Here is an 18,326-nt window from a genome sequence, read left to right as displayed (position 1 = left end):
ACAATTTTTGGGCAGTTGATCATGATATCACACTCTGTTCGTACAAAAAATATTTCATTAACCCTACTTACGGGTTGTGACTTAGGCGGCAAACCTGCTACGATATTGTCCTCATATAAAAACAACTCAGGAAAGAGGATTCAATGAGATCAATATTTGCTCTCTTTATTTTTGCAGCACTAATGACCGGACCCGTTATGGCATCGAATGAAGCACAAATTTATGGTTATGTTGAAAAGGTTTCGTTTCCCGAAAAAAATTTGACTCTATCAGCTAAATTAGATACCGGGGCTAAATCAGCATCTTTAAATGCAACTAACATTACGGAAATTACTAAGGATGGGGTTCCTTACTTACGTTTTACCGTTCCAACCAAGACTGGCGAATATATATTTGAAGCCGAATACAAAGGTCGAGTAAAAATTAAAGTTCGTGATGGAGAGCATGGTTCAGAAATCATAGCACACGCCCCCATCAAACGACCCGTTGTACTGCTTCAGTTACAACTTGGAGATAAAGTCAGAACAATTAAAGTGAATTTAACGAATCGCAAACGGTTCCTCTATCCTTTGCTATTGGGAAGAGATGCCATTATTGCCTTTAATGGTGCAGTTAATCCAGCACTCACATTTACGTTAAGAAATCAGAGTCTTAAGAAACAATGAAAAACAACACGCGTCATGTTTATGGATTAATCTTTACCCTATTTATTCTTGGAGCAGGAATTTTTTTGTATCGACACTTCGTACTCGATGTGCCATTAACTGATACTGAAACGATTAACAGTTGGATGGTTGAATCGAACTTACGTTTCGTTGCAGACCCGAATACGCCGATTAAAGCGAGTTTTAATATCCCTTATTTACCGCCGCATTTTGCTATTCTGGATGAGTATTTTGTATCAAGAAATTATGGGGTAACGACTAACTTAAATGGTGATAACCGGGAAACCGTTTGGTCAATCCGGCGAGCTCATGGCGCGCAATCGCTGTATTACAGAGCAATTTTTCGCCAGGCAGAGGGCAATGAATCACCTTTAGCGACACCTCCTGCCGCCAAAACACAACCACTTGAGGAAAGTCAAAAATCCGCTGTTGAAACCATTATTAGCCAGGTACGACAATCTTCAGCAGATATTAAGACCTTTGCTCAAAGCACAATTAAAGAACTGAATAAAAAAGATGGGAATGCCAAGTTATTAACAAGTAATAACTTTAGTGATGAGCATCTTATTAATGCTGCCATTTTAATTTTAAATCAGTCTAAAATTTCTGCAATTCCAGTAAAGGGAATTTATTTATCTCAAAAAAGCAAAGCTGAATTAAGTTCATTTTTGGCTGTATTCAATGGTAAAAACTGGATTTATATTAACCCTAAAACAGGCGGGGCAGGCTTGCCTAAAGATTTCCTTATTTGGCAATATGGCAATGAGCCTGTATTTAACGTCGTGGGCGGCAAAAAGCCACAATTTAGTTTGACGGTATCGCCTACGCCGATCAATGCCTTAAGTATTGCTAAATCGCGGGGACTGCAATCTGATTCGCAACTGTTGAGATTCTCATTATTGCAACTGCCGGTGAATGCTCAGGCCACTTATAAGATTTTATTAACTGTGCCTATAGGTGCGTTTATTATCTTAATTCTACGCAATTTTATCGGACTTAAAACGTTTGGAACTTTTATGCCAGTTCTAATCGCTTTAGCTTTTAGAGAAACCCATGTAGTCTGGGGAATTTCCCTCTTCGTTATTATTGTATCATTTGGTCTACTGGCACGTTTTTACTTGGATCAATTGAGGTTGCTTTTAGTACCTAGACTCGCGGCAATCCTTACTGTCGTGATTTTGCTAATGATTTTTATTAGCATCATCAGTCAAAATCTTGGACTTGATGCAGGACTATCAGTTGCGTTATTCCCGCTGGTCATTTTAACCATGACTATAGAACGTATGTGCATTACATGGGATGAACGGGGCGCATCAGAAGCCATCAAATCAGGTATAGGCAGTCTAATCGCAGCTGTTATCTCTTATTGGGCAATGAGTTATGAGCCATTACAATATCTTGTCTTTGCTTTCCCTGAATTGATATTAGTTCTACTCGCTTTAATCTTATGGTTTGGTCAATATCGAGGATATCGATTATTTGAATTGAAACGCTTTAAATCACTTGCGGGACACGTAAAATGATTACTCTGTTTCGCCGTTTAAAAAACCACGGAATATTAAGTATTAACCAGCGTAATTCAGATTTTGTATTACGCTATAATCCAAGAAAATTATTCCCCCTAGTTGATGATAAGTTAAAAACAAAAAAGCTGGCACTAAAAGCAGGTATCGCGGTCCCACCGTTATACGATATCATTGAAACAGAACAACAAATTAAAACCATAGAGGAACGTTTAGAACCTTATAATGACTTTGTTGTTAAACCAGCTCGTGGTTCTGGTGGAGATGGTATTTTAGTTTTTAAGGATAAAGTTTATGGCCGTTATCGACAAATTAACGGTAAACTCACCACAGCCCAAGAACTTAGCTACCATTTATCTTGCCTCCTTTCAGGAGCATACAGCCTCGGTGGCACCTCAGATTATGCAATTATAGAGAAACGGGTTGTAGTAGATCCTGTATTTGCCGAAGTAAGTTATGAAGGTATTCCTGATGTTCGCATTATTAGTTTATTGGGTTATCCCGCTATGGCCATGGTGAGACTTCCAACTCGTCTATCTGGTGGAAAAGCGAATTTACACCAAGGTGCTATTGGTGTTGGAGTCGATCTGGCCACAGGTAAAACCCTTGGTGGTGTATATCATAATGACATTATCGATTATCATCCAGATACCCTGAACTCCATCGTTGGCATTGAAGTACCTTATTGGAATAAAATACTTGAGATTGCCTCCAGCTGCTATGAACTAACAGGACTAGGCTATCTCGGCGTAGATATAGTACTTGATAAAGAACACGGACCGTTAATGCTTGAATTAAATGCGCGACCCGGTTTAAATATTCAAATTGCAAACAGGGAAGGCGGATTAAAACGATATCGAATAATTGAAGCCCACCATCAGCAGCATCCCAAAGAAACAGTTGCTGAAAAAGTAGCTTTTAGCCGTGAACATTTTGCTCGTTTGAAGTAGCGAGTGTTGACTATTAAATCGCCTGTCTAATGCCTCGACTTGTACTTCTTTAACATGGCAAGCTATTGGGATGACGCATATTATATTCGGAATCAACGTCTATTTTTCGGCATAACTTCTGCTGGTGAGTGCTTGCTAAGGAGCAAGCCCCCACCAATCATAATGCCAATAGCAAAACCAGGCTGATTACTGGAGGCGTACATCTGTTTCAAAAAGAGTTTCACCCTTCTTAGGTTCATTTCGCTCCATTTCTGTAGTTTTTCTTTTTTTATGCGCGATATTTTCGCTAAATTGAAAAGATGGACTCCAAGTCTTCCTTTTTTCATGGCTGCTTTCTTTATCCATTGGAAGCTCTTCCTCCGAACCACGCGAGAAGTCAGAGCCAACTGCATCAAAGCTATAACCAGTCGTGGTGATTCCTTCATGATCTTCTAAATCATGGCCAGGAGTTAAAATGCGCTCATTTTCATCATAATCAGCTACAGAACTCCACTCCTTTGTGTCTTCTTGCTCTGAAAACTCAGGGTAGCTTGATTCATCAACCTCATCTAAATTATAACCGGGAGTTTTAGGAATTACGTACTCCATAACAACTTTATCATTGCTCCAAGTAGCTTGGTAATAATATTGTGATTCATTAAAATCAGTGAACACTTTAGCCAACGTAGTCGGAGAGGCTCTATAATCATAATCCTCATAATAAGCCAAAATTTCTTCGCCGGGTTGAATGTGGCGTGTGGTTATATAAGAATTAGTTGCAAAATCAAAACGAACATTCATTTCGCTTCGGTGCTTTGCTCCTTCTATGCAATAGGCTTCTGATGCCTTATCTTTTGTATAAAGATATCCACCCTCGCCTGATTGCACTAAATAATTCGTATCAATATTATGTTGTCCTGCCCACAAAAGCATCGCGTTATTCTTTTCCGGCACACCTTCCATTTTCTGACCGACAAGCGTGCATAAGGTTTTCTTTGCAGGAATTTTCTGACCACTAAATAATGAATAACGATATTCCCCCGTTCCACGTACTGTAGGTGCTATAAATAAATGGTAGGGTGAGTTCCGTTTCAGCTCTATTTTTTGCTCTTTTTGAAAGCGCATCACCTCTTCGACATTGCTCAAATCATAGATTTTAGGATCTAAATTCTTATCGAGATATATTTGTTTTTTTTGTTCATTTTTGCTTAACATGGCTTCTCTTAATAAAGTGAAAAATTTTTTTATTTCATTACGATTACTTATCTTACTTTCTTCAACTGCTTGTGTTTTGGCAAGATCATGCAGGATTTCTACCAGAGTTTGAGGTTGACACACGACTTGAGGTCGCTCTACTGAAAAATAATCATCTCCATAAGAAATAGTCAACTCATCAGCAAATGCAATATTTTTGACTGCAACATAATAGGCATGATAATCAAATAAAACTGTTCCATACTCATCTTTACGTTGCTTGCAAATGACTTTTACTTCTAAATTAGGTTTTTTTGCATGGTTAACCCAGCGAGTACTGGAGCCTGCTTTCAACAAATCAATTACTACAGCATATTTGTCTTTAGCATCCAAATTTAATTTCCAAACATAAGAGGTATCTTCTTGGTACTCGTCAACTATCCTCTCTATCTCAGCATTAGGTCGTATACCAAATAAATCAGTGCCTTTTATTTCTCCGACAATTTCTCCTGCTCTAAATGATTTTGCAGCATAGACACCCAGTTGCCTGGGACCAATATTGGGATTGGCGGCGATTATTACATCCTCGTCATAATCCGTACATTGATAATTAAAATCTGGTTGGCTGCAATTGTTTTTTACATAATCACATAACCTAAGACGAGAATCTTCTTCGTCAGGAAAAAAAATCAGTTCTTCTCTTAGCATTTCCTCCTTGGCTTGCTCTCTCGCTGAGGTTTCTAAAAATATTATGTGTTTTTTCATATCAATTCTTCATGGTTCGATGACTGATGAATTTTAATGAAAAAAAATAACCTGTCCAGCCACTTTTTAGACAATAACACGGATTGGATTGTAATTGGGTCGGTGGCAAATCCCTTGCTGCTTGATTCTGAGCATCATATTCCGATCAAAATCAACAGCAGATTTGATGCAGAACTTGTGACTTAGAATCCAACAAGCAACAGATGCATTTGTAAGACGTACAACGATAAATAGCTGTTTTTCAACACAAATAATCGTGGAAAAAAAGCAGCCCTATTGCTACCCACCTTGAGCATGTTGAATGAATAATCGTTTTATAGGCATAAATCGATTACATAAACTTAAACCTAAACCACGTAAGGTAACAATCGGTGAAAAGGAATTACTGAATAATCGTTTGAAACCTTCCATCATCATAATAATTTGCCATACTGCGTGTTTGCGTTCACGTTGATAAGCCCCTAACGCCTTTTTAGATAACAACGTATCTTGTACCATATCCAAACATTCAATCCAGGAGCGTACATCAGCCAGGCCAACATTTAAACCCAAACCAGCTAAAGGATGGATCGTATGTGCTGCATCACCAAGAAGCAACCAACGATCACCAGCATACTGTTTCACATGGCGCATCTGTAAAGGAAACTGATGGCGCGTACTTATTACTTCAACCCGCCCCAGTTTTTTAGCAAATGCCCGGGTTAATGCTTCATTAAACTCCTGCTCGGAAAGACTCATTAATTTTTTTGCATGTACTGGATCAGTAGACCATACAATAGAACATTGATGTGCATCGGCAAGCGGTAAAAATGCTAAAGGCCCATCAGCACGAAATACTTGATATGCGGTTTGTTGGTGTGGTTTCTCTACTGATACGGTGGCTACTAAAGCATGTTGTTCATAAGACCAGCTGTTTAATGGCACCTTAAGTTTTTGCCGTGCTGGCGAATTCGCTCCATCCGCAATCATCAACAGTTGTCCTTCCCAAGTTTGCTGATTGCTGCACACTTTAACCCCAGCATCATCACTGAAGACTTCCTCAACGCGGCTATCAGGGAATAAATGAATGGAAGGCTGAGTGGAGACCTGGTGTAATAAAGCCTGTTTTAACACCGATTCTTCAATGATATTCCCTAGATTCTGTTTTCCTATATAACGTGAGTCAAAATCAATATGAGCGTTACTTTCAGCATCCCAAACATACATGCTACGGTAAGGAGAAAGACGTGACTTATCCAAATGTTGCCAGGCGTTTAATTGCTGCAACAGTGTTTGTGATGCAAAATTAATTGCATAGACTCGAGTATCTGGTAGTGAACTATCAACTTTTAATGAGCCTGCATCAATTACTGCTACCGAGTTACCGCGCTGAGCCATGGCCAGGGCAGCAGTTAACCCCACAATGCCACCGCCAATTATTAATACGTTAAATTGCAGACTCATTCTTTTTCCTTCATAACTATATTATCGCTTTGGCAATGCGATTTCACAAACCAAATCAGGAACCACTCCCCCGAACCCTCGTGCATATCGTGCTAAAAGGTTCTTCAATACAGGAATATTATCAAGAGCAATCAATCCCAACCCTCGTGCCACCCCAAATCCGGGTAAACGACTGGTAAATACGTGAATTAAACCATCTGTTAAACGAGTAATAGCTTTTTGATCGTGGGATCTTAATTGCACGTAATGTTGCACCATCTCCGCATTAAGTCCTTGCTCAGCAATGCATTGCGCTAAAGTAGCCACATCTCTAAGCCCTAAATTAAATCCCTGTCCCGCTACTGGATGCAGGGTGTGCGCCGCATTGCCTACAAAAACTACTGGCCATTTGGCTTGTATTGGCATTAAAACTTGCTGCAAAGGATAAGAAAAGCGCTTACCCACTTTGGCAAATCGACCCAAACGATAGCCAAAAGCCTGTTGTAACTCCCGTAAAAAATCAGCATCAGATAATGACAATAGGTGATCCGCTTCCTTAGGAGGAACGGCCCAAACTAAAGACATGCGATTGTCTTGCATGGGTAAAAGTGCCAGAGGACCATGCATTGTAAATCGTTCATAAGCACGATGGCCATGGGGCTTAAGTAACCCGACATTCGCTACAATCGCATGTTGCCCATAAAGTTTAGTCTTGGCAGGTAAAGAACAAAAACGACGTGCTGAGGATTGCGCGCCATCTGCAGCAACAATTAAACGTGCGGCAACATTAATTTCGCCAGAATCAGTAAGAATTGTTGCCGAATGCTGATCATAATCCAGGGACTTAAGGCTTGCTGGCGCAATAATCTGGTCATGAGGCAATAATTGATGCAAAGCCTGATTTATATGCTGCATTTCAGCAACATGGCCTAAAGGAGCATCGGACTCCCCGTGCAAACGTGATATCCCAAAATGGGATTGATCAGAAACATGGATCATGTCTATAGCAGTTGCATGATCTTTAAGAAGATCCCAAACGCCAAGCATGGTTAAAATACGCCGACTCGCTGGAGATAAAGCTAAAGATCGCGCATCAAAATCAGGGTTTATTTTGTCACTAAAAGGTTTTGCTTCTACTAACAAGGTGTTATAACCCAGTCCTTGCAAAGCAAGCATTAAAGTTGCCCCCGTCAACCCCCCACCAATGATCAGTATATCAATTTCTTTATTAATCACGCATTAATGCCTCAATTTCATCAACATCTACAGGCAATGCCGCAGTTAGTACTTCATGGCCTGTTTTCGTTACCACCACATCATCCTCAATACGCACACCAATATCCCACCACCGTTTATCTACCCCTGGAATAGTTGAACTAATGTACAAACCAGGTTCAACAGTTAGAACCATTCCTGGTTCTAAAGGCCGCCACTCACCATGAACTTTATAAAGGCCACAGTCATGAACATCTAATCCTAACCAGTGCCCTGAATTATGCATATAAAAAGGCTTATAAGCCTCTTTAGCAACTAACTCATCCACATCACCTTGCAAAATACCCAACGCACAAAGCCCTTCCGTTAAAATCCGTATCATTATTTGCTGTACCGCATTCCAGGGAAGTCCAGGTTTAACTGCTGCAATTCCTGCTTTTTGTGCCTTGAGCACCAGTTCATAGATGCTTTTTTGTTCCGGGCTGAATTTGCCATTAACTGGAAATGTCCTTGTGATATCTGCAGCATAATTTTCATATTCACCCCCTGCATCAATAAGCACTAAACTACCTCGGTGCAGGGGTTTATTGTTGTCTGTGTAATGCAGTATACAGGCATTTTCTCCACAACCCACGATCGGATCATAAGCGACACTCCGACAACCATGGCGGCTGAATTCATAAATCAGTTCTGCTTCCAGCTGATATTCATGCTCCAAATGCTTGCAGCGACGCATTGCCTGTTCATGGGCTTTAACAGAGATGGTTGCTGCTCGGCGCATTAAATCCAGTTCTGCATCACTTTTAAATAAACGCATCTCCCCTAATATAGGCTCCAAATCACATAACTGATCCGGTACTTTAACTCCACGCCGCACTTGACCTTTAAGCGTCACCAATGACTGCATAATGGTTTTTTCCAGATCGGGATTTCGCGCAAGTGCATAATAAATTGCTGATTTACCACTTAGTAATTTAGGTAATTCTTCAGCAACACTGCCTATAGGAAAAGCCGCGTGCATGCCTAATTCCGAAAGAGCTCCATCTTGTCCCAGGCGTTTTCCAGTCCATTGTTCCTCTGCCGGATTGCGAGTACGGCTAAATAAAATACTCTGAGAACTCTCATCACGAATGAGAACCAACAATGCATCAGGCTCATTAAATCCGGTTAAATAATAGAAATTGCTGTCCTGACGAAAACGATAATGTGCGTCACCATTACGTAATACTTCACGAGCAGCAGGAATGATGGCAATACTACCTTCGGGTAGTTTCTTTGCCAGTTGATTCCTTCTAGTTTGATATTCTTGTTGGGAAATCATATTAACATCCTTATTAATGGGTCATTCCAGTATGGCCACCACGTTCTTTTTCGTTCATAACTAAATCACTGTATAAACGAAGCACTGCCATTCGCGCATATTCACTGACTTCCATTAATGCACGCTCATCTTCTTCGTCTACATCCAAGGTATCACAATCCAGCTCGGCAAACTCAACAAGATGTTGAAATGCATCCTGTGCTTCATCTTCATGGAATCTATTGGCAGTAATACCAGCCAAAGTTAACGCCTGCGTAAAACCTTCGCACCATTCACTGAAAGCTTGCGCTCGGATCAACAGAGATTCTTCATCATCAGGAAGCAACATTTCAAACTCAAAATCCATAGTATTAATTTGCTGCTGACTTATAGAAAATACAGAAAACATGGCTAAAACAGCATTACGACTGGCCTCATCTTTTTTATTGTTTAATAAAGCACGCAAATACGCTTCACCTTGACTGTCAGCGCCAGCACACAGGTAGCCACACATCATTCCATGCAATAAACTGGAAGATATATGCAACATCAAAACAGAAATCGTTGCAGAAAATTCATCATAATCGGGCAAATGCAAATGTGCTCTTTCTTCGGACATATTCAACTCATTCATAGAAAATACTCAATGATAACCGATTTAACGCAAGCGTTCATCCTACTAATTGCTGCTTGCGAGCAAAATTGTTACTATTCACATAGGCTCTCTATGGAATTGCAAAGGTCTTATTATCATGACGCAAATGAAATCGTGTACTGTTAAATTATTAAATAAAACTTATGACATTAAATGCCCTGAAGGCGAGGAACCCAATTTACTGCTTGCAGTGCAGAAATTAAATAACCAAATAGGGATTAATAAAAAGAAATCAAAGCAGCTGGATGATTTCCAAACTTTATTACTTGCCGCCCTCGATATCAGTCATGAATTAATATTATGCAAAAACAAACAAGCACATCAACAGCATCAAGTAACACAATTTATTAACTCACTGGAAAATAAAATTAATAAAATGGTAGGCGGTGAGATGGTGGAACGCTTTTCGGAAATTGATTAGTTTTATTGTTTATTTGATACAAGAGGCCTCCTCGCGCATGGCGAGGAGACATTATAATTAGTGTATGCGCTCTAAATAAGAGAAAGCGAACCGATTTTGATTAAAAGGATTTAAAATGAGACGCCAATGGTATGTAGGCTTTGGAATAGCTTTATTAATTATACTTGCCCTCTTTGCGATGTTTCATAGCATCAAATGGTTTATCGCTTTTCTGATTCCGATTATTATTATTTGGATCTATGATTTGATTCAAAAAGAACATTCCATTTTACGCAATTTCCCGGTCTTAGGCCATGCGCGCTACTTTCTCGAGTTTCTTCGCCCAGAGATTCAACAATATTTTATTGCCACTGATGAAAGTGAGCTCCCCTTTAATCGAGAAACACGTTCTCTTATTTATGCACGCGCAAAAAATTCTCGTGATACCGTACCGTTTGGTACGGAACGCGATATTTTAAGTGTGGGTTATACTTGGGCGCTTCATTCTCTAGCTCCCAAACATCATTCAGAAGTCGAACCAAGAATTACCGTTGGGGGACCCGATTGCCTGCAACCTTACTGTGCCTCACGATTTAATATTTCCAGCATGAGCTTTGGTGCACTTTCTGGCAAAGCAATTATGGCCATGAATAAGGGGGCATTGATTGGTGGTTTTGCCCACGCCACTGGTGAAGGGGGTTTAAGTAAATACCATTTGCAAGGAGGCGATTTGATATTTCAATTTGGAACCGCCTACTTTGGTTGCCGCGACGCTCAGGGAAATTTCGATGATCAGGAGTTTGCTGCTGAAGCCAATCGTAAAGAAGTAAAGATGATAGAAATTAAACTGTCCCAAGGCGCTAAGCCCTCGCACGGCGGTATTTTACCCGCTGCCAAATTAACTGAAGAAATAGCTAAAGTAAGAAAAGTTTCCATGGGCAAGGACGTCATCTCCCCAATGGCCCATTCCGCGTTCAGTACCCCTGTAGAATTGCTCTATTTCGTAAAAAAATTACGCGACTTATCCCATGGCAAACCCATTGGGTTTAAATTATGTCTGGGGCGTAGAGATGAGTTTCTGGCTATTTGTAAAGCCATGTTAAAAACCAATATCTTACCTGATTTTATTACCGTTGATGGGGCCGAAGGAGGAACTGGGGCAGCACCTGTAGAATATGTCAACTTTATGGGAACTCCTCTGGAAGCAGGGTTAGTCTTTGTACATAACGCATTAGTAGGGATTAATGTACGCGACAAAATACGCATCATCTGTAGCGGTAAAGTAGCGAATGGATTCGATATACTAACCAATATCGCTTTAGGTGCCGATATGTGCAATTCTGCAAGAGCCATGATGATGGCCGCTGGCTGTTTGCAGACCAAACAATGCAATGCAAATACGTGCCCTACAGGAGTCGCCACACAAAACAAAAGGTTACAATATGGCTTAGTCGTTGATCAGAAAAAATATCACGTTGCCAATTTCCATAAAAACACCATGAAAAGCTTTTTGGAAATGGTAGGATCTCTCGGTTTAGATAACCCCAGCGATTTGAAACCCAGTCACATCATGAGACGAATAAGCTTGCAAGAAGTTAAATGCTTTCATGAAATTTATGAGTATCTTTCACCAGGGCAACTACTAGGCCCTGATATTCCTGCAAGTTATAAAGCACATTGGGACAAGGCCGATCCGGACAAATTTTAATTTAATAATCATAGGTGACCTGGATGCCGCGCAGCGAAATTCGGGTTACAGTCCTTCCCCCCCATCCAGGCCATATGTCTTATTTCCACTTAATATTGCATCCCAGGCTTGGCTTTTGCTCTGGATTTACTGGCTTGCCAGCAAGGATGTTGTCCAGTGCATTTTGTAAGTGCGAGCCAGTAACAGGTTTATTGTTTCCTGGTGTTGATTCATCCAAACAACCGCGGTAGACACAAAGCAGATCCTTATCAAAAATATAAAAATCGGGGGTACACGCAGCATGATAGGCTTTAGCTACTTCTTGCGATTCATCATATAAATAAGGGAATGGATAATGAAAATTTTCAGCCTCAACCCGCATTTTTTCCGGACTATCTGCAGGATATTTTTGTGCGTCATTAGCACTGATTGCAATGAATTGAAATCCTTTATTCTGATACGTTTCCGCCAACTCCACTATTTTTGTCTGAATATGTTTTACATAAGGACAATGATTACACAAAAACATAATAACTGTTGCAATAGGTGATTTAATTTGTGCCAGGGAAACTAATTGATCGCTGCGTGTATCAATTAAAGTAAAATCAGGTGCCTTACTCCCTAAAGGAAGCATGTTTGATGCAGTTGCTGCCATAATTACCTCTCATTAATCAAAATATGTGCCACATCGACCTCCATTCAATCATGCAGCAGAATATCTATAAAATAGAACTTAGTGTAGGTTCATTGATTGGGTCGTTGCTCTTAATTTTGAATACAAATTCAAAAAAGAATTGGGGATAACCTTGTTTGATGACATGTTAAACGAAAAATTATGGGTAATCAAACGAGGGGCTGCATGCGCATCGGCATTTGCTCTCTACTTCATCTAAGCACAGGTCGAGAATCAGCCTCATTTTGCGGTTCTTCTTGTTTTTGACGTATTTGCTCCTGCCGCAGTTGGGTTAACTGTTGCTTAAAATTGCGAGCAACAGTTTGCGGGGAATCATTGTTATCGCGTGTATTAGTCATCGCTTTGTCACGCTGTTCCTTATCCTTCATTTCCATTGGTTGAATAGGTTTTTTGTTGCTTTTTGTAACCGGCCTATCAAGTGTTACCATCGGGTTTCGATAGCTACTAATGCGTGTATCATTCGTTCGTTCTGCCACATGAGGTTTCGGGCTCAATTCTGACATTTCTAGATCTTCTGTTGCCGACGATTTCATACGAAGATCGCTAAAAAATTGCTTAACACCTTGCCATGCGCTTTTTAGCCAAGATGGAGCACCTCTTTTTTCCAATTGCTGCTCGTTTTTTAAATTACCCAAGAGCGAAGCTTGTTCTTGCTCGAGCGTTGTCTCCTGTATAAGATCTTTATTTTTTTCAGCAGTAAGGTAATTTTCAATAGTACGTAATTGTTCTTCTAATTCTTTTTGTCTTGTTTGCATCTGCAAGGCTAAACTAAACTCTCCAAAATCCTGAAACGTCTTACAATTGAGCGCGCATGTAGTAATTCTTTCCTGCAAGTCGCTAACTTTCTCTTGGAGCTCTTGGGGATTGAGGGAAGGCAAGAATTGGTATTTTTTATCATGATCTAATGCCTTAATTGGATGTTCCTCTCGATCGATCGGAACCTGTATTTTATTTTGTTTTTCTAAAAGGTCCTCATACTCTTTTACTGCTTTATCTACTGCCTTTATCGCTTTTGTTCGCCCCCACAAAAAATCAAAAAACGACACTTTCGCTTGCAACCTTTCTATCTCCTCACTCTTTGCTTTTAATTGCTCGTCTAATGCTTGGCCTCGAATGGTATTCAACGAATTTTTATAACCATATACATTTATGCTCCCATCCAAACGTACTCCAACAATCATGTTCTGCAAAGTAGTTGAATGCCGATTAGTAAATGCACTTAAATTTAAATGATATCCGTGCAGGGCGAATTCATTTGCCATCTCTTGCGCATAACAACTACCCTGCTCATTCATTAAACCTAATTCACAGCCGAAACACCGTAATCCTTTGATAGCTCCTTTTGTTAATCCGGCTATTTCTCTAGCCTTATCAAAGGCTCTTACAAATTGTTGGGGGGAAAAATGAGATTCGCCGTAACTTTTAGAGCCAGCATGTCCAACTACGGTTATTCGCGCAACATCAGCTGAACTTAAACCAACCAAGCAATTCGGGGAAAAAAGCTTTATCTCACTATTAGGGATCTGCTTGGCGATATTTTGGGCCGATTTAAGAGTAGCCGGATCATCACCTAAAATGAGTATAATGTTTTTTGACTTCATTAAAAAATGGAAAAGCAAAGGACTAATAAGATTAGTATAGTTCTTTTGTTTATTTATTGATCAATTGACTATAATTGAACTACGCAGGATTAAGAGAATACAATGATAATATTGATGAGCAACAGCAAAGAGAATAGAGCGGCCGCGACAAACTTACACCAATTGACTCATTTCGATGCACTGGCCTTAGATCAACTAACTGACTTAAATAAAGCCAAAGAACAGCTTCTGTTAGTTGATGTGGACGCCAATGATAAATTTTTACGTTACCTTGAGCCGGTTAGCTTCGCTGAGGCGCTACTAAAACATCAGTTATCGGATCAAGTTCATTCTGTTGTCTTTCTCATTTCTGATAATAATAGACACAAAAACTTGTTTGAATTTGCCAGACCTTTTCTTGCCCGCTTGGAACAAGCCTTTAATCATCAAGTAATCGCATACATCCCCTCCGATTTAAATTACTATGCCACTGTGCTCATGGCGCCTGATGAACAAAACTCGAACTGGCAAGTCTATGGCATCGACATTGCAGATTTCCCCAAGGAAACCTCATTAAATTTAGAGCGATTTCAAAGAATAAAAGGCAAGCATTTATTATGGGAAGGCTCCAATATTTTAGAATGGTTAGTCACCGAGAACAAGACCATTAGCAGCAGTCCTGCAGTGCCGGATAATCTTCGTTTTCACTTGTGATACAGAACCAAACAGCGCGCTTCTTGACTTTCATCGAGAAGACCATGGTATAATTAACTTAACCCGATAGCGAGAGATTTTAGAACCAATGCTAACAGCATGGGAAGCATCCTGAAGTCGGCGTTGTGCAAGCCCACCCTGTAGTGGGAAGCCTGAACCGACTCATCCGCTACCCACTTGAACCCCAGGGTTCATAATCCATGTCTGTCGGGCTATCCTTTCATTAGTTGCTCTTTTAATAAAAGATATTCATCTCGAACTTTCGCTGCCGCTTCAAACTCCATATTTTTCGCATGCAAATACATTTGTTTTTCCAAAGTGTTGATATGTTTCACTAATTCCTGGGTTGACCAATGTAAATATTCTGGGCTTGGCTCAGCAACTGCAACATTACGTTTTCCTTGATAGGCGCCTTCCATGATATCTGTTATGGATTTATTAATCCCTTTGGGGATGATTCCATGGGCTTCATTAAATGCCTTTTGCTTTTCACGTCGTCTGCTGGTTTCATCCAAAGCCCTTTGCATGGAACCAGTAATCTTATCTGCATAAAGAATAGCACGTCCGTTCACGTTACGAGCTGCACGTCCTATAGTCTGAATCAGAGAGCGATCAGAACGCAAAAAACCCTCTTTATCTGCATCAAGAATGGCAACCAAAGCGACTTCAGGCATATCCAAGCCTTCACGTAATAAATTGATCCCAATCAAAACATCAAAGACACCCAGACGCAAATCACGAATTATTTCTACCCGTTCAACCGTGTCGATATCCGAATGCAAATAGCGAACTTTAATACCATGCTCATTCAGATAATCAGTTAAATCCTCTGCCATTCGTTTTGTTAAAGTGGTTACTAAAACCCGTCCATTTTGTTGAGTCACCAGGCGTATTTCTGACATTAAATCATCGACCTGGGTACGCACCGGGCGAATTTCCACTTCGGGATCAATAAGACCTGTAGGGCGTACTACCTGCTCAGCAACATTATCAGAATGCTCTTGTTCATAAGGACCCGGAGTTGCTGAAATGTAGATGGTTTGCGGTGAGCGCCCTTCAAACTCTTCGAATCGTAACGGTCGGTTATCCAGTGCTGAAGGCAGTCTAAAACCATACTGGACCAATGTTTCCTTACGCGCTCGATCCCCTCGATACATGCCACCAATTTGAGGTACAGTGACATGGGATTCATCGATAATAAGCAACGCTTCGGCGGGCAAATAGTCAAATAAGGTTGGCGGAGGTTCACCGGCTTCTCGCGCAGATAAATAACGAGAATAGTTTTCAATACCAGAGCAATAACCCAATTCCAGCATCATTTCTATGTCGAAAAAAGTACGTTGCTCTAAACGCTGGGCTTCAACCAATTTGTTTTGCGCTTTAAATTCAGCCAGACGCTCTTGCAGCTCTTCCTTGACCCAATCTACCGTTTGTAAAATACGATCGCGAGGAGTGACGTAATGTGTTTTAGGAAAAATGGTAACTCGTGGCACCCGTCGCAGAATTTCGCCTGTGAGTGGATCAAACTGAGCAATATTTTCCACTTCGTCATCAAAGAGTTCAATGCGTATGGCTTCCCGTTCCGCATCAGCAGGGAAAATATCAATAATGTCCCCATGCACGCGAAATTGGCCACGCTCAAGAGACAAGTTACTGCGTGTGTATTGCATTTCAGCAAGTCGTCTTAAAATTTTACGCTGATCGGATTGTTCTCCGCGGGAAAGATGTAATACCATACGCAAATAGGAATCAGGATCACCCAAACCATAAATTGCAGAAACTGTTGCGACGATAATCGCATCTTTACGTTCAATTAAGGCTTTGGTTGCAGACAAACGCATCTGCTCTATGTGCTCATTGATGGATGAATCTTTTTCAATAAAGGTATCCGAAGCAGGCACATAAGCTTCCGGCTGATAATAATCATAGTAGGAAACAAAATATTCTACCGCATTATCGGGGAAATAGGCTTTAAATTCACCATAAAGCTGGGCAGCGAGCGTTTTGTTAGGAGCCATAATTAAGGCAGGCCGGCGCATGGCTTGAATAACATGTGCTATAGTAAACGTCTTGCCTGAGCCAGTAACCCCTAAAAGGGTTTGTTTGGATAAGCCTGAATTCAAGCCGTCAATTAATGAGGCTATGGCGGCCGGCTGGTCACCAGCAGGCTTATAATCGGCATATAGTTTAAATAAATCTTTCATATCTTTTATAGTATATCTCACGGGAGCAACAAATGGATATCGCATTAGCAAAACGCGTGCAAAAAGTTAAGCCTTCACCTACCTTGGCCGTAGCAGCAAAGGCCACCCAAATGCGTGCTCAAGGGCATGATGTCATTAATCTGGGTACAGGCGAGCCCGATTTTGACACCCCCAATTACATTAAAGAAGCAGCTATCGCGGCCATAAATCAAGGTTACACCAAGTATACAGCTGTTGATGGCATACCTGAACTTAAAGAAGCGGTTAAAAATAAATTCAAAAACGATAATAATCTTGATTACCAGGCCAATCAAATTCTAGTTTCAGTAGGGGGAAAACAAAGCTGTTACAACCTCTGCCAAGCCCTGCTTAATCCAGGTGATGAAGTCATTATTCCCGCACCATACTGGGTTTCTTACCCTGATATGGTCTTATTGGCTGATGCAATTCCGGTTATCATTTCTACCACACCAGCACAACGTTATAAAATTAATGCCCAGCAACTCGAAGCAGCCATCACCCCCAAAACCAGGATGATCTTTTTAAATAGCCCATCCAACCCATCTGGGGTCGCCTACACGCTCGATGAATTAAAAGCTTTGGCCGAAGTCTTGAAAAAGCATCCCCAGATTATTATTGCTACTGATGACATGTACGAGCATATTCTTTGGAGTCAACCCTTCGCTAATATTCTGAATGCCTGTCCTGAACTGTATGAGCGAACCATTGTATTAAACGGCGTCTCTAAAGCCTATGCGATGACTGGTTGGCGCATCGGTTACGCAGCAGGCCCGGCTCCATTAATGAATGCGATGAAAACCATCCAATCCCAATCAACCTCAAATCCTTGTTCCATCGCCCAAAGAGCAGCGGTGGCCGCGCTGACCGGTGGCAATGAAAGTGTATTGGAAATGGTAAAAGCCTTTCGCCAACGACACGATTTTGTAGCATCTCGATTGCAGGAAATGCCGGGAATTGAAGTCATTCCGGCTGATGGTACTTTTTATATTTTCCCAAGCGTGCAAGCAATCATTGAAAAACGTGGGTACAGCAATGACCTTGAATTTTCAGAAAAACTGCTCGTTGAAGCGGGAGTTGCCCTAGTTCCCGGCTCCGCATTCGGTAATGAAGGTTGCATCCGCTTATCTTTTGCAACCAGCATGGAAATTTTGGAAGATGCATTAAATCGCTTACAACGCTTTTGCAGTTAAAAACAAAAATCCCTTCTCCCCAATAGGGAGAAGGAGCCCGAAGGTACAAACCGGGTAGACTGGTAACACTTTAAACCGGGATGATAGGTAACACTTTCTTAGGAGAAAAAGGTGTTACCGATGATTTGGCAGAATACACAAGCTGAAACTGAGAAATTAAAATTTATT

Annotated in this window: 15 protein-coding genes and 1 other RNA gene; 8 read left to right on the top strand and 8 right to left on the bottom strand. The window is 40.8% G+C overall.

What is annotated here, in order from left to right; all coding sequences use genetic code 11:
* Window positions 1-143 precede the first annotated feature (143 nt).
* From BW930_RS15415 to BW930_RS15405, 3 genes are read left to right on the top strand one after another with little or no spacing between them, the layout of a single operon-like run.
* Complete coding sequence (locus BW930_RS15415) at window positions 144-665, top strand: ATP-dependent zinc protease family protein (RefSeq protein WP_058467628.1); 522 nt, start codon at window positions 144-146, stop codon at window positions 663-665.
* Window positions 662-2,188, top strand: a complete 1,527-nt coding sequence (locus BW930_RS15410; protein WP_058467629.1) for an inactive transglutaminase family protein — start codon at window positions 662-664, stop codon at window positions 2,186-2,188. Before BW930_RS15415 ends, BW930_RS15410 begins: the two co-directional genes overlap by 4 nt.
* Window positions 2,185-3,138, top strand: coding sequence for an alpha-L-glutamate ligase-like protein (locus BW930_RS15405; protein ID WP_058467630.1), 954 nt, complete (start codon window positions 2,185-2,187; stop codon window positions 3,136-3,138). Before BW930_RS15410 ends, BW930_RS15405 begins: the two co-directional genes overlap by 4 nt.
* Window positions 3,139-3,324: 186 nt before the next feature.
* On the opposite strand, the gene BW930_RS15400 is transcribed toward BW930_RS15405, so the two are convergent.
* From BW930_RS15400 to BW930_RS15380, 5 genes are all read right to left on the bottom strand, one after another.
* Window positions 3,325-5,076 (bottom strand): SET domain-containing protein-lysine N-methyltransferase, encoded by a 1,752-nt coding sequence (locus BW930_RS15400; RefSeq protein WP_058467631.1) that lies wholly within the window; start codon window positions 5,074-5,076, stop codon window positions 3,325-3,327.
* A gap of 279 nt (window positions 5,077-5,355) precedes the next feature.
* Complete coding sequence (locus tag BW930_RS15395; protein ID WP_058467632.1) at window positions 5,356-6,519, bottom strand: UbiH/UbiF/VisC/COQ6 family ubiquinone biosynthesis hydroxylase; 1,164 nt, start codon at window positions 6,517-6,519, stop codon at window positions 5,356-5,358.
* A 21-nt stretch (window positions 6,520-6,540) separates the two neighbouring features.
* Window positions 6,541-7,734 (bottom strand): 2-octaprenyl-6-methoxyphenyl hydroxylase, encoded by a 1,194-nt coding sequence (ubiH, locus tag BW930_RS15390; protein ID WP_058467633.1) that lies wholly within the window; start codon window positions 7,732-7,734, stop codon window positions 6,541-6,543.
* On the bottom strand, window positions 7,727-9,034 hold the full coding sequence (gene pepP / locus BW930_RS15385) for a Xaa-Pro aminopeptidase (RefSeq protein ID WP_058467634.1): 1,308 nt from the start codon (window positions 9,032-9,034) through the stop codon (window positions 7,727-7,729). Before pepP ends, ubiH begins: the two co-directional genes overlap by 8 nt.
* Before the next feature lie 13 nt (window positions 9,035-9,047).
* The gene (locus BW930_RS15380; protein ID WP_058467635.1) at window positions 9,048-9,632 is read right to left on the bottom strand and encodes a UPF0149 family protein; all 585 of its coding nucleotides are present in this window, start codon (window positions 9,630-9,632) and stop codon (window positions 9,048-9,050) included.
* A gap of 133 nt (window positions 9,633-9,765) precedes the next feature.
* On the opposite strand from BW930_RS15380, the gene BW930_RS15375 reads away from it, so the two are divergent.
* Together BW930_RS15375 and BW930_RS15370 are read left to right on the top strand one after the other, a co-directional pair.
* Complete coding sequence (locus BW930_RS15375) at window positions 9,766-10,089, top strand: cell division protein ZapA (protein ID WP_058467636.1); 324 nt, start codon at window positions 9,766-9,768, stop codon at window positions 10,087-10,089.
* Window positions 10,090-10,204: 115 nt separating this feature from the next.
* Window positions 10,205-11,776, top strand: coding sequence for an FMN-binding glutamate synthase family protein (locus BW930_RS15370; protein WP_058467637.1), 1,572 nt, complete (start codon window positions 10,205-10,207; stop codon window positions 11,774-11,776).
* Between the two features lie 79 nt (window positions 11,777-11,855).
* Here BW930_RS15370 and BW930_RS15365 read toward each other — a convergent pair whose 3' ends face one another.
* Both BW930_RS15365 and BW930_RS15360 read right to left on the bottom strand, forming a co-directional pair.
* A complete protein-coding gene (locus BW930_RS15365) occupies window positions 11,856-12,410 on the bottom strand; it encodes a thioredoxin family protein (protein WP_058467638.1) in 555 nt (184 codons plus the stop codon).
* Between the two features lie 230 nt (window positions 12,411-12,640).
* Entirely contained in the window at window positions 12,641-14,050 is a 1,410-nt protein-coding gene (locus tag BW930_RS15360; RefSeq protein ID WP_058467639.1) for a hypothetical protein, read from the bottom strand.
* A 102-nt stretch (window positions 14,051-14,152) separates the two neighbouring features.
* Between BW930_RS15360 and BW930_RS15355 the strand changes: the two genes are divergently transcribed.
* Window positions 14,153-14,743 carry a hypothetical protein gene (locus BW930_RS15355; RefSeq protein ID WP_131756906.1) on the top strand — a complete coding sequence of 197 codons (591 nt, stop codon included), beginning with the start codon at window positions 14,153-14,155 and terminating at the stop codon, window positions 14,741-14,743.
* Window positions 14,744-14,800: 57 nt separating this feature from the next.
* Window positions 14,801-14,961: non-coding RNA, 6S RNA (gene ssrS / locus BW930_RS15350), on the top strand.
* On the opposite strand, the gene uvrB is transcribed toward ssrS, so the two are convergent.
* Window positions 14,956-16,947 (bottom strand): excinuclease ABC subunit UvrB, encoded by a 1,992-nt coding sequence (gene uvrB / locus BW930_RS15345; RefSeq protein ID WP_058467643.1) that lies wholly within the window; start codon window positions 16,945-16,947, stop codon window positions 14,956-14,958. The genes ssrS and uvrB overlap by 6 nt on opposite strands.
* Before the next feature lie 32 nt (window positions 16,948-16,979).
* Between uvrB and BW930_RS15340 the strand changes: the two genes are divergently transcribed.
* Complete coding sequence (locus BW930_RS15340; RefSeq protein WP_058467641.1) at window positions 16,980-18,158, top strand: pyridoxal phosphate-dependent aminotransferase; 1,179 nt, start codon at window positions 16,980-16,982, stop codon at window positions 18,156-18,158.
* Window positions 18,159-18,326: the final 168 nt, after the last annotated feature.

Source organism: Fluoribacter gormanii (assembly GCF_900156395.1).
In the GTDB taxonomy this organism is placed as follows: Bacteria; Pseudomonadota; Gammaproteobacteria; order Legionellales; family Legionellaceae; genus Legionella; species Legionella gormanii.
This window is presented reverse-complemented; position numbering and strand designations above follow the sequence as displayed.